The sequence below is a fragment of the uncultured Muribaculum sp. genome (genome assembly GCF_910583865.1).
In the GTDB taxonomy this organism is placed as follows: Bacteria; Bacteroidota; Bacteroidia; order Bacteroidales; family Muribaculaceae; genus Muribaculum.
Genome location: NZ_CAJTYX010000057.1, coordinates 1 through 12,689, shown reverse-complemented (window position 1 = coordinate 12,689; position 12,689 = coordinate 1). Strand labels below are relative to the sequence as shown.

The following is a 12,689-nucleotide window of genomic DNA, read 5'->3' as shown; positions in this document are numbered from 1 at the left end:
GTGCGCGTCTACGGCATCACCTTCCCCAAGAAGAAGATGCTCGACGAGTATCTCGTGATGCTCGAAGAGGCCAAGAAGCGCGACCACCGCAAGCTCGGCAAGGAGATGGAGCTTTTCGCTTTCTCCGCCAACGTCGGTGCCGGTCTGCCCCTGTGGCTTCCGAAAGGCGCCGCCCTGCGCGACCGTCTCGAACAGTTCCTGCGCAAGATTCAGAAGCGTTACGGCTATCTTCAGGTGATCACCCCACATATCGGCAACAAGAACCTTTACGTGACCTCTGGCCACTACGCAAAATACGGCAAAGACTCGTTCCAGCCCATCCACACCCCCGAAGAGGGTGAGGAATACCTGTTGAAGCCGATGAACTGCCCCCACCACTGCGAGATCTACCGTAGCGCCCCGCGCAGTTACCGCGACCTGCCTATGCGCCTTGCCGAGTTCGGCACCGTCTACCGCTACGAGCAGAGCGGCGAGCTTCACGGACTGACACGCGTGCGCGGTTTCACGCAGGATGACGCCCACATCTTCTGCGCTCCCGACCAGATCAAGGAGGAGTTCCTAAAGGTGATGGACATCATATTCTACATCTTCAAGGCTCTCAAGTTCGACAACTTCGAGGCTCAGATTTCGCTGCGCGACCCCAACAACAAGGAGAAGTATATCGGCTCTGACGAAAACTGGCATCTCGCCGAGAACGCCATCATAGAGGCCTGCGCCGAAAAGGGTCTCAACGCCCGTACCGAGCTTGGCGAGGCCGCCTTCTACGGGCCTAAGCTCGACTTCATGGTGAAGGACGCCATCGGCCGCCGCTGGCAGCTCGGCACTATCCAGGTGGATTATAACCTGCCTGAACGCTTCCAGCTCGAATTCACCGGCGCCGACAACCAGAAGCACCGTCCGGTGATGATACATCGCGCTCCCTTCGGCTCTCTCGAACGCTTTGTGGCCGTGCTTCTTGAGCACACCGCCGGGAAGCTTCCGCTGTGGCTCGTGCCTGACCAGTGCGTCGTGCTCCCTATCTCAGAGAAGTTCAATGACTATGCCCGTCGTGTGGCCGCTGAGCTTAACGAGGCCGACGTACGCGCCATCGTCGACGACCGCAACGAGAAAATCGGAAAGAAAATCCGCGACAATGAGCTTAAACGCATACCCTACATGCTCGTCGTCGGAGAGAAAGAGGCACAAAATGGTGAAGTTTCTGTGAGAAAACAGGGAGAAGGCGATAAAGGTACGATGAAAATCACTACCTTTGCAAAATATTTGACCGACGAGGTCGCAAGCATGATTAACCAATAACCCTACTGAATGGACAACAGACCATCATATCCTTCGGGACCGCAGAGAGGAGGCAGCCGTCCTCCTTTCCGTGGCGCTCCACGTAAAGAAGAACCATATGCCGTAAACGAGCGCATACGTGCACGCGAAGTCCGCATTGTCGGCGACAATGTGGAGAATGGCATATACTCCATCCAGCAGGCATTGCGCCTTGCGCAGGAGCAGGAACTCGACCTTGTGGAGATTTCGCCCAAGGCGGTGCCCCCCGTGTGCAAGATTCTCGACTACCAGAAGTTCCTTTACCAGCAGAAAAAGCGTCTGAAGGAGCAGAAGGCCAAGTCGACCAAGGTGGTGGTGAAGGAGATCCGTTTCGGACCCCAGACCGACGACCACGACTACAACTTCAAGCTTAAGCATGCCCAGGGATTCCTGAAAGAGGGCGCCAAGGTAAAGGCCTATGTGTTCTTCCGTGGACGTTCCATCCTCTTCAAGGAGCAGGGCGAGGTGCTTCTGCTTCGCTTTGCCAACGATCTCGAGGATCTCGGCAAGCTTGAGCAGATGCCGGTGCTTGAAGGAAAGCGCATGACCATCATGCTTTCGCCCAAGAAAGCCGCCAAATAATCCCTCGACGGGTATCTGACATGCAATTTCGGCGCTTTGACGCGCCACATCTACAAATATATTTAATTAACGAACAAAATGCCTAAGATTAAGACTAATTCCGGTGCCAAAAAGAGGTTCGCCCTTACCGGATCAGGAAAGATCAAGAGAAAACACGCTTTCAAGAGCCACATTCTCACCAAAAAGACCAAGAAGCAGAAGCGCAACCTTACCCACACCGGCCTTGTAGCCACGGTCGACAAGAAGGAAGTACGCAACCTGCTCGCGCTCTGATCGCTCGCCCGGAGAGGAATTGCCGCTCCCGTTTTCTCCTGCTCTTGCAGGTAAATTCGTGATTCAGGATCCGCCTGTCGGGTCCGACAACAAAAAATTTCATTAACCGAATGTTCAGCCCAAAGAGCTTTAGCCGCTGACGTTCAAAATTTATCAAAACAATGCCAAGATCAGTAAACCATGTTGCTTCCAGAGCACGTCGTAAGAAAATCCTGAAACTCACCCGTGGTTATTTCGGTTGCCGCAAGAATGTGTGGACCGTAGCCAAGAACACCTGGGAGAAAGGTCTTACCTACGCTTATCGTGACCGCAAGGACAAGAAGCGCAACTTCCGCGCTCTCTGGATTCAGCGTATCAATGCTGCCGCACGTGAGGAGAACCTGTCCTACTCGAAGCTTATGGGGCTCATCCACAAGTCGGGCATAGCCATCAACCGCAAGGTGCTTGCCGACCTCGCCCTCAACAACCCGGCTGCTTTCAAGGCCGTTGTTGCCAAGGTAAAGGACGCATAATCGGTCATCCTTGCGCTTTCCTCTCGCACGAGGGGATGGCTACAGATATAAGGCGACGTGTCATCGCAGACATGTCGCCTTTTCCATGCCATGTCGGAGTGGTAAAATCTGTTAAGGCGCGAGGCGGGAATGTGGTGAAGTGTGAATGAATATTAAATACCGATAAGAATGCGCTTTACCTCACCATGCTCATCACGGCTTTCTTGTTAAATTTGCAAATTATACTAACTAACCAGATACAGGTATGTCTAACATACTAACCGGTCTCGTTCACAGGCAGGCGCTTAAATATGGCGACCGTGCGGCGTTAAGCTTCAAAGACGCCGCCACTCATCCGTGGGTCGATATATCCTGGCGACGTTTCGCCGAGATGGTCGATCAGGCCGCCGCCGCCCTTGAGAGGCTGCATGTCATGCCCGCCGACAATATCGGTGTGTTCTCTGCCAATCGCCCGGGTGTGCTCGTGGCCGATTTTGCCGCCTATGCCAACCGCGCCGCATCCGTGTCGATATATTCCACGAGCAGCCGCGAGCAGGTGGAATACATAGTGAACGATGCCGGCATAAAGATACTTTTTACCGGAAATCAGGAGCAGTACGATATAGCCCGCAAGGCTATGGTGAATTGTCCTGCGCTTGAACGTATCGTGGCATTCGATATCGATGCCCGTCAGCCTGACGATACAACCACCCTCACCTTCGACGAGTTGTTGGAACTCGGGAAAGATGCGCCGCAGGAAAGCCGCAACGAGGTATTGCGGCGTACCGACGAGGCTCGTCCGGAGGATGTGGCCACCCTTATCTACACGTCGGGTACCACCGGAGAGCCTAAGGGCGCCATTCTTCCCCACAGTTGCTTTTCCGCCACCCTTCCGATGCATGTGGAGCGGCTTACGTCTATCTCCGATGCCGACACCTCGATATGTTTCCTCCCGCTCAGCCATATATTCGAGAAAGGATGGACCTATGTGTGCCTCTATGTGGGCATGAAGGTCTATGTGAACCTTGATCCGCGCGACATACAGAACTCCATCCGCGAGACCACTCCGACGTGCATGTGTTCCGTGCCGCGTTTCTGGGAGAAGGTCTACGCAGCCGTCCAGGCCAAGATACAGCGCATGAACGCCTTCCAGAAAGTGATGGTGCGACGTGCGCTTGCCGTGGGCCGTCGCCGCAACCTCGATTACGTGCGTCTGGGGCGCAAGGTGCCCGCATGGCTCGAACTGCAGTACCGTTTCTTCGACGCCCGCGTGTTCACCCCCCTGCGCAAGGTGATAGGCATAAACAACGGAAACATATTCCCCACCGCCGGAGCGCCACTGAGCGACACTATATGCGAGTTCCTCCACTCGTGCGGCATAAACATCATGGTCGGATACGGACTGTCGGAGACCACAGCCACCGTGACCTGCTATCCTGCCGTGGGCTATGAGATAGGCACCGTGGGCACTGTGATTCCGCGCGTGCAGATCCGGATAGGTGAGAACGACGAGGTGCTCGTCAACGGCCCGACTATAATGGCCGGATACCACAACAAGCCAGAGGCAACGGCGGCGGCCTTCACCCCCGACGGATGGTTCCGCACCGGCGATGCCGGACGCATCGACGACACCGGTGCGCTGATCCTCACCGACCGCATAAAGGACCTTTTCAAGACATCCAACGGCAAGTATATCGCCCCGCAGGCCATTGAGAGCCGCCTTGGCGAGGACGAATACATCGAGCAGGTGGCCGTCATAGGCGACCGGCGGAAGTATGTCACCGCCATCATCGTCCCCGCGCTCGATGCTTTGCGCAGGTATGCCGACAAGAAGAAGATAAGCTATAAGTCCATGGCCGACCTCGTGGCCGACTCAGAGATCAACCGCATGATCCAGCAGCGTATCGAAAAGCTCGAAAAGGGACTCGCCAACTACGAGAAGATAAAGAAGTTCACTCTCCTTCCGAAGGAGTTTACCATGGAGGGTGGAGAGCTTACCAATACATTGAAGATCAAACGACCTGTCATCAACACGAAGTATGCCGACCTCATAGAGGCGATGTACGCGCAATGACTCTGAATATATAATGAACCGATTTACCTCAGCCTAAATCCCGCAATGATTACATATGACCAACTGAAGCAGGCCGTTGAGCGCAAGGATGCGCTGCGCCGCTATCTCGACATCGACTCGAAGCGAATAGAAGTGGAAGAAGAAGAACTCCGCACGCATGTGCCCGACTTCTGGGAACATCAGAAGGAGGCGCAGGCGCAGATGAAAAAGGTTAAGCAGCTGCACCAGTGGATCGACTCTTACGATGAGGTCGACAAGGCCGTGGGCGAGCTGCAGCTTGCCTGGGACTTCATCAAGGAAGGTCTTGTCGAGGAGGAGGAGCTTGACCGCATGTATGCCGACCTCATAGCCAAGATCGAGGACATGGAATTGCGCAACATGCTGCGCCGTGAGGAGGATTCGCTCGGCGCGGTGCTTAAAATCAACTCCGGCGCCGGTGGAACGGAGAGCCAGGACTGGGCGTCGATGCTCATGCGTATGTATCTTCGCTATTGCGAGGACAAGGGCTATAAGACTGCCATAGCCAATATCCTTGAAGGCGACGAGGCCGGAATCAAGTCGGTCACCATCGAGGTCGACGGCCCGATGGCCTACGGTTACCTCAAGAGCGAGAACGGCGTGCATCGTCTGGTGCGTGTATCGCCCTACAATGCACAGGGTAAGCGCATGACCTCATTCGCCTCGGTGTTCGTCACCCCTTTGGTCGATGACACTATCGAGGTGCATGTCGACCCGGCCCTGTTGAGCTGGGACACCTTCCGTTCGGGAGGCGCGGGCGGACAGAACGTCAACAAGGTGGAGTCGGGTGTGCGTCTGCGCTACCAGTTCACCGACCCCTACACCGGCGAGAAGGAGGAAATACTCATAGAGAACACCGAGACCCGCGACCAGCCCAAGAACAAGGAGAACGCCATGCGACAGCTCCGCTCCATCCTCTACGACAAGGAGCTGCAGCATCGTCTGGCCGAGCAGCGCAAGGTGGAGGACAGCAAGATGAAGATCGAGTGGGGCTCTCAGATCCGCTCCTATGTGTTTGACGACCGCCGCGTGAAGGATCACCGCACCGGCTGGCAGACCTCAGATGTGAATGCCGTGATGGATGGTGATCTCGACCCGTTCATCAAGGCCTACCTGATGCAGTTCGCACAGGAACAGGATGCCGAGTAAATGGATTGGTTGACGTTCTTATATCATCATAGCATATACTTATGGGCAAGGATAGTATAACCGTAGTGAAGGTCGGTGGAGGTATAGTGGAGGAAGCCGCGAGCCTCGACCGTCTGCTCCGTGATTTCGCCGCCATCGAGGGATTCAAGCTGCTTGTTCATGGCGGAGGCCGTTCGGCCACGCGCATGGCTGCCGCTTTCGGCGTGGAGACAACCATGATCGACGGGCGCAGGGTCACTGACGACGATATGCTGCGCGTGGTGACGATGGTCTATGGCGGCATGGTCAACAAGAATGTGGTCGCCGGCCTTCAGGCCCTCGGTGTCGATGCCCTCGGCATGACCGGCGCCGACATGGACATAATCCGTTCCCACCGCCGCCCCGTCACGTCATCAGGTGTAGATTACGGTTGGGTGGGCGATGTGGAGCGTGTCAGAGGCGATGCCCTCGCTTCGCTCGTACGCTCGGGGATAGTGCCCGTAGTGGCGCCGCTCACCCACGACGGCCACGGTCACTTGCTCAACACCAATGCCGACACGATGGCGCAGGCCGTGGCCACGGGGCTTTCGCCATACTTCGACGTGCGTCTCGTATATTGCTTCGAGAAGCCGGGCGTGCTCCGCGATGCCGACGACGACGCTTCGGTGATACCCCTTATCGATTCCGCGCTTTTCGAGCGTCTGAAGGCCGACGGCATAGTCTCCGGCGGCATGCTGCCCAAGCTCTCCAACTCTTTCGACGCCCTGCGCGGCGGTGTGGAGAGTGTCATCATCACTTCCGCGGCCTCCCTCTCCGACTTGTCAGTCGGCACCCGCCTCATCCTGTAACATATAGTATTAAAAGCCTCTAAATCTTGGGGTGCTCTCCACCACATTTGGTTGAGATGGTAGCATATGCAGGAAAGGGGGAATTGTCGGCATATTTGGCGGGAAGTAATGGAGCGTACTGGAGTGGGCGTTGGAGAGACGTAATTTTTGGCGGGGTGTGGGCCGGATTTGTTGGTGAAAATAATTACCTTTGCAGACGTTTTAATTATAAACGTTGGCTGGTTGCCGCAGGGCAGTGGTGCTTTGGCGGCTATCGCCGTAAAAAATTACCGATCAGCGTGGAAACGAAGTACATTTTTGTGACCGGAGGCGTGGTGTCCTCCCTGGGTAAAGGAATCATATCATCGTCGCTCGCATGCCTGCTTGAGGCACGTGGATTCCGTGTCACCATCCAGAAGTTCGACCCTTACATCAACATCGATCCGGGCACACTCAACCCCTATGAGCATGGCGAATGTTATGTGACCGTCGACGGCCACGAGGCGGATCTCGACCTCGGGCACTACGAACGCTTTACAAACATGCGCACCACGCGTGCCAACAACATTACCACCGGGCGCATCTACCAGAATGTGATCGACAAGGAGCGCCATGGCGACTATCTCGGCAAGACCGTGCAGATCATCCCCCACATCACCGACGAGATAAAGCGCAACGTGAAGCTGCTCGGCAACACCGGTAACTTCGACTTCGTGATAACCGAGATCGGTGGCACGGTCGGCGACATCGAGTCGCTCCCCTTCATCGAGGCCATGCGCCAGCTGCAATGGGAGCTTGGCGACAGCGCACTCTGCATCCATCTCACCTACGTGCCATATATCCGTGCGGCAAAGGAGCTAAAGACCAAGCCCACGCAGCATTCGGTGAAGCAGCTACAGGAAGCCGGCATACGTCCCGACATACTTGTGCTGCGCACCGAGCGCGACATCCCCGCCGACATGCGCCGCAAGATTGCACAGTTCTGCAACGTGTCGGCCGATGCTGTGATCCAGTCGGTGGATCTGCCCACCATCTACCAGGTGCCGCTGAAGATGCACGAGCAGCATCTCGACGAAATCGTGATGCGCAAGATGGGAGTCCCTGTCGAGGGCGAGCCTGACATGGCGGCGTGGATGCATTTCGTGCACAAGCTCGAGAATGCCGAGCGCACTGTGACGATAGGGCTGGTCGGCAAGTATGTGGAGCTACAGGATGCCTACAAGTCGATCAACGAGGCTCTTCTCCAGGCTGCCGCCTACAACGACCGCAAGCTCAACCTCGTGTATGTCCACTCCGAGAAGCTCACGGAGGAGAATGTCGGGGAGAAGCTCGCCGGGATGGACGGCGTGATCATCGCCCCGGGATTCGGACAGCGTGGCATCGAAGGCAAGTTCGTGGCCTTGAAGTGGCTGCGCGAGCACGACGTGCCCACCTTCGGAATATGCCTCGGCATGCAGTGCATGGTCATCGAGTTCGCCCGCAACGTGCTCGGTCTCGCCGACGCCAACTCTACCGAGATGGATCTGCACACTCCCCACAACGTGATTGACCTTATGGACGAGCAGAAGTCGGTGACCGACAAGGGTGGCACGATGCGTCTCGGTGCTTATGACTGCCGCCTCGCCCCCGGAAGCCGTGTGGCCCGTGCCTATGGCCGCGACTTGGTGAGCGAGCGCCATCGCCACCGCTTCGAGTTCAACAGCGACTATCGTGCGCGCTTCGAGGAGGCGGGCATGAAATGTACCGGTGAGAACCCCGCCACCGGCCTGGTGGAGGTGGTGGAGCTGCCCGACCACCGATGGTATATCGGAACGCAGTACCATCCGGAATACTCCTCGACCGTGCTCTCCCCCAATCCTCTCTTCCTCGATTTCATCAAGAGCGCCATCGTCTATGGCGAAGAAAAAATGAACAAATAAAAGGATAAGAAACTAAACACGACTGAATGGATAAGAACACCATGTACGGCATGCTTCTGATGGGTGCCGTGCTCTTAGGATTTATCTGGCTCAATCAGCCGGAGCCGCAGCCCGGGGCTGCCCCCGACGTGGAAGTGACGCAGGAGCAGGCGCAGGCTGCCGCTGACGACCTTCTTGCCTCTGCTTCCGATTCGCTCACGCGCGGACAGTTCGTGATGCTTGCCGATGCCGTGGCACGCTACGGCGCTCCCGACAGTACCGGCACGGGCCACATCGACCGCGACGGAATCGTGCTCGCCGGCAACGGGACGGAGGTCACCGGACATGTGCGCGTCGACTCTGCCGATGTTCCCGTCGGACTTCTTGCCGACCCTGCCGCAGCCATCGCCTCCTCGGCAATAAGCGCCAAGGCCTACACCGATGCGGTGGCAAAGGTCAAGAACCTTCTGCGCGACCTCACGCAATACCAGGGATTCGCACGCTATCTGCAAGGCACCAACGACACTGTCCGTCTGCACAACGATGTCATATCGCTCGATGTCTCCACCAAGGGGGCCATGATCACCATGGCCGAGCTTGCACGTTACGACAGTTTCCGTGGCGGCAAGGTGAAGGTCATTTCCGGCAATGACGATGCTTATTCGTTCATACTGAACTCAGCCGACAGGGAATTCGACACCCGCGACTTCTACTTCCGTCCCACAGAAGTCACCGATTCGTCGGTGCTCATGAGCCTCGACCTCGGAAAGGGCACACAGTTCGGTCTGCGCTACACGCTGCTCCCCGACAGCTATGTGGTGCGCCTGGACGTGGAACAGAAGGGTATGCAGAGCATCATCCCGTCAAGTGTGGTGACTATGGACTTCGTGTGGAACCAACGCATGCTCCGTCAGGAAGAGGGGCGCATGTTTGAGGAGCGCAACTCGGCAGTCTACTATAAGTATGCCGGCGGAGGTGTCGACAATCTGAGCGAGAACTCTTCGGACTCCAAAGAGGTCAACGAGCCGGTGAAGTGGATGGCGTTCAAGAACCAGTTCTTCTCGATGGCGTTCATCGCCCGCGATCCGTTCAACAACGCCATGCTGAAGTCGACCGTGCTGTCAATCAACGACGATCCCGACTATCTCAAGGAGATGGAGGCCATATCCACCCTCGACTATAATCCCGGAGCGGACAAGGCCGCCACGTTCGACATCCTGATCGGCCCCAACCTCTATCCGATGCTCTCGGCTGTCGACAAGGAGCTTTTTCCCGACGATGACCTTGACCTCACGCGCCTGATTCCGCTCGGATGGCCTATATTCCGCTGGATCAATACATGGATTGTCATTCCGGTGTTCGACATACTTGGCTCATGGTTTACCAACTATGGTGTGATCATCCTGTTCCTCACCATCTTTATCAAGCTCATCCTCTTCCCGTTCACCTACAAGAGCTACATGTCGCAGGCCAGGATGCGCCTGCTCAATCCCGAGATAAAAGCCATCAACGACAAGTATCCCGGGCAGGAGAATGCCATGACTCGCCAGCAAAAGACCATGGAATTGTATTCCCGCGCGGGAGCCAACCCGATGGCCGGGTGTCTCCCCATGCTTCTCCAGTTCCCTGTGCTCATTGCCATGTTCGCCTTCTTCCCCTCATGCATCGAGCTGCGCGGACAGTCGTTCCTCTGGGCTAAGGATCTTTCGGCGCCTGACGCTATAATCACCTGGACCGGCAACATTCCGCTTGTCACAGAGTACTTCGGCAACCACGTGTCGCTGTTCTGTTTGCTGATGACGGTGACCAACATCCTCTACACAAAGTTCACCATGGCCAACCAGCCATCTTCCTCCGCCATGCCCGGCATGAAGTGGATGATGTATCTGATGCCGGTGATGTTCCTCGTGTTCTTCAACAACTACGCCGCAGGCCTCTCCTACTACTACTTCCTGTCGTTGCTCATCACCATCGTGCAGATGATGATTTTCCGTAAGGTCGTCAGCGAGGACAAGATGCGCGCGAAGATGGCTGAGGCCGCCAAGAAACCCCGCAAGAAGAGCGGATTCATGGCACGCCTTGAAGAGGCTCAGCGCCAGCAGCAGGCCATGCTCCGTGAACAGCAGAAGCGCCAGGGCGGAGGCAAACGTCGCTGATATAATCTCTTGAAATATATTCGGTCAGGGTCTTTAAGGTTCTCTATCAGGCCTTAGAGATCCTGACTTTTAAATATCTTGAACCCTAAAATAGCTAAATTTATTATCATGGATAATTTCGTCTACTATGCTCCCACGAAGTTCGTGTTCGGACGCTACACGGAGAGGCGTGCCGGAGAACTGGCACGTGAGTTCGGGGGCACGCGTGCGCTGGTCGTGTTCGGAGGTGGTTCAGCCGTGCGCAGCGGTGCTGTCGGACGCACCGTCCGTTCGCTACACGCTGCCGGACTCGACACGTTCAACTTCGAGGGTATAACGCCCAACCCTACCGACGACAAGGTGCGTGAGGGTATCGACATCGTGCGCCGCAACAACATCGACATCATTGTGGCCGTGGGTGGCGGCTCGGTAATCGACACCGCCAAAGCTATAGCCCTCGGCGTCCCCTACGACGGCGATTTCTGGGACTTCTATTGCGGAAAGCTCGTCCCGGAACATGCGCTCCCGGTCGGGGTAGTGCTCACCATCCCGGCAGCCGGCAGCGAAGGGTCTGGCAACTCGGTAATCACACGTATGCCGGATTATGGCGAGACCGACAAGGAGGGCAATCCCGTCGGGCCTGTAAAGCTGAGCCTGCGCACCGAGTCGGTGCTCCGTCCCAAGTTCTCCATAATGAATCCCGAGTTTACCATGACGCTCCCCGCGTGGCAGACGGCCTGCGGCATCGTCGACATGATGGCGCATATCTTCGAACGCTACTTCTCGAATACTCCCGACTGCGAGGTGACCGACCGCGTTGCGGAAGGTCTGCTCAAAGCCATAATCACCGAGGGGCGCAGGGTGATGGACTCGCCCGACGACTACCAGGCGCGCGCAAACATCATGTGGGCCGCCACCCTCGCCCACAACGGACTGTGCGGAACAGGGCGTCGCGAGGACTGGTCGAGCCACTTCATCGAGCATGAAATCAGCGCAGTCTATCCGGAGGTGGCGCATGGTGCGGGTCTCGCTGCGGTTGTACCCGCATGGATGGAATATGTGGCGGAGAAAAATCCGGGTAAGGTAGCGCAGTTCGCCCGACGTGTCATGGATGTGCCTGTGCATGAGCAGGACGCTGACGACGACGAACTTTCGCTGCTCGATGCGGGCATACGCGTGCATCGTACCCTCTCGACCGGGGAGATAGCCGCCGAAGGGATCAGGCGTCTGCGCGAATTCTACCGGAGCCTGGGAATGCCGTCGGATTTCGCCGGCATGGGTATCGCTTCGCCCGATGTAACGTCTCTTGTGGAAGCGCTTCACCTGCATAAGGGTCAGTCCATCGGAAACTATGTGGAACTGACAAGCAGGGACACTAAGAAGATCTACAACAAGTTGCTCTGATTCCGCTTTAAGGATATGTGAAAACGGCGTTGTATCGAAAAAATCGACACAACGCCGTTTCGTATGGGGATAAGCCATTCCAGAGAGTCGTCGGACAGGTCAAGCAGTTCAGACCGGTCGGACGGGTCTGAAATGTCTGATACACGCCTCGTTAGAGGCGGTTTCTTGGAATAACTCTTATTTCTTTGCCGGCTCTTTAGAGAATGAGTAGGGAGCTGCCGACTGTAGGGTGCCACGGGTTTTATTGGGAGTGGGACCCATGTCGAAGTCCATGACACCGCCATCGAAGAGTTCCTTCATGGTGATGAAGTTCCTGTCGTGTTTCTTGCCGTTGAGAGTCAAGTCATCGACATAGACATTCTTGTCGGAATTGTCGGGGGCGTCGATGGTCATGCTCTTGCCGTTCTCGAAATGGAGCACGGCCTTTTTGAACAAGGGGCTGCCGAGGGCATATTCTCCCGTACCCGGAGCCACTGGATAGAACCCGAGGGCCGAGAACACATACCATGCCGAGGTCTGGCCGTTGTCCTCGTCGCCGCAATATC

General features: G+C 56.4%; 11 protein-coding genes. 10 read left to right on the top strand and 1 reads right to left on the bottom strand.

All coding sequences use genetic code 11. The features are described 5' to 3' along the window. The 10 genes from thrS to QZ303_RS09980 form a co-directional block, all read left to right on the top strand. Window positions 1–1,296, top strand: a 1,296-nt coding sequence (gene thrS, locus QZ303_RS10025) for a threonine--tRNA ligase (RefSeq protein ID WP_295732338.1), incomplete at its 5' end; no start/stop codon positions are given. Window positions 1,297–1,305: 9 nt separating this feature from the next. Next, on the top strand, window positions 1,306–1,896 hold the full coding sequence (gene infC, locus QZ303_RS10020) for a translation initiation factor IF-3 (protein ID WP_295732336.1): 591 nt from the start codon (window positions 1,306–1,308) through the stop codon (window positions 1,894–1,896). Window positions 1,897–1,974: 78 nt separating this feature from the next. Next, window positions 1,975–2,169 carry a 50S ribosomal protein L35 gene (rpmI, locus tag QZ303_RS10015; RefSeq protein ID WP_295732334.1) on the top strand — a complete coding sequence of 65 codons (195 nt, stop codon included), beginning with the start codon at window positions 1,975–1,977 and terminating at the stop codon, window positions 2,167–2,169. Window positions 2,170–2,330: 161 nt separating this feature from the next. Beyond that, window positions 2,331–2,681 (top strand): 50S ribosomal protein L20, encoded by a 351-nt coding sequence (rplT, locus tag QZ303_RS10010; protein WP_068959708.1) that lies wholly within the window; start codon window positions 2,331–2,333, stop codon window positions 2,679–2,681. A gap of 244 nt (window positions 2,682–2,925) precedes the next feature. Next, window positions 2,926–4,734: a long-chain fatty acid--CoA ligase gene (locus tag QZ303_RS10005; protein ID WP_295732330.1), complete on the top strand. Its 1,809-nt coding sequence runs from the start codon at window positions 2,926–2,928 to the stop codon at window positions 4,732–4,734. A 45-nt stretch (window positions 4,735–4,779) separates the two neighbouring features. Further along, window positions 4,780–5,901, top strand: coding sequence for a peptide chain release factor 2 (prfB, locus tag QZ303_RS10000; RefSeq protein ID WP_295732328.1), 1,122 nt, complete (start codon window positions 4,780–4,782; stop codon window positions 5,899–5,901). A 41-nt stretch (window positions 5,902–5,942) separates the two neighbouring features. Further along, the gene (gene argB / locus QZ303_RS09995) at window positions 5,943–6,728 is read left to right on the top strand and encodes an acetylglutamate kinase (protein ID WP_295732326.1); all 786 of its coding nucleotides are present in this window, start codon (window positions 5,943–5,945) and stop codon (window positions 6,726–6,728) included. 278 nt (window positions 6,729–7,006) lie between these two features. Then, window positions 7,007–8,626, top strand: a complete 1,620-nt coding sequence (locus QZ303_RS09990) for a CTP synthase (protein WP_295732324.1) — start codon at window positions 7,007–7,009, stop codon at window positions 8,624–8,626. A 26-nt stretch (window positions 8,627–8,652) separates the two neighbouring features. After that, a complete protein-coding gene (yidC, locus tag QZ303_RS09985; RefSeq protein WP_295732322.1) occupies window positions 8,653–10,761 on the top strand; it encodes a membrane protein insertase YidC in 2,109 nt (702 codons plus the stop codon). Window positions 10,762–10,869: 108 nt separating this feature from the next. Next, the gene (locus QZ303_RS09980) at window positions 10,870–12,144 is read left to right on the top strand and encodes an iron-containing alcohol dehydrogenase (RefSeq protein WP_295732320.1); all 1,275 of its coding nucleotides are present in this window, start codon (window positions 10,870–10,872) and stop codon (window positions 12,142–12,144) included. A 177-nt stretch (window positions 12,145–12,321) separates the two neighbouring features. Here QZ303_RS09980 and QZ303_RS09975 read toward each other — a convergent pair. Then, a partial coding sequence (locus tag QZ303_RS09975) for a glycoside hydrolase domain-containing protein (protein ID WP_295732318.1) occupies window positions 12,322–12,689 on the bottom strand: 368 nt, incomplete at its 5' end.

What these genes read in the sequence shown, in the direction of transcription:
- infC (WP_295732336.1), top strand. Translation starts at nt 1,306, where the DNA reads ATGGACAACAGACCATCATATCCTTCGGGACCGCAGAGAGGAGGCAGC.
- QZ303_RS09980 (WP_295732320.1), top strand. Translation starts at nt 10,870, where the DNA reads ATGGATAATTTCGTCTACTATGCTCCCACGAAGTTCGTGTTCGGACGC.
- rpmI (WP_295732334.1), top strand. Translation starts at nt 1,975, where the DNA reads ATGCCTAAGATTAAGACTAATTCCGGTGCCAAAAAGAGGTTCGCCCTT.
- yidC (WP_295732322.1), top strand. Translation starts at nt 8,653, where the DNA reads ATGGATAAGAACACCATGTACGGCATGCTTCTGATGGGTGCCGTGCTC.
- QZ303_RS10005 (WP_295732330.1), top strand. Translation starts at nt 2,926, where the DNA reads ATGTCTAACATACTAACCGGTCTCGTTCACAGGCAGGCGCTTAAATAT.
- prfB (WP_295732328.1), top strand. Translation starts at nt 4,780, where the DNA reads ATGATTACATATGACCAACTGAAGCAGGCCGTTGAGCGCAAGGATGCG.
- rplT (WP_068959708.1), top strand. Translation starts at nt 2,331, where the DNA reads ATGCCAAGATCAGTAAACCATGTTGCTTCCAGAGCACGTCGTAAGAAA.
- argB (WP_295732326.1), top strand. Translation starts at nt 5,943, where the DNA reads ATGGGCAAGGATAGTATAACCGTAGTGAAGGTCGGTGGAGGTATAGTG.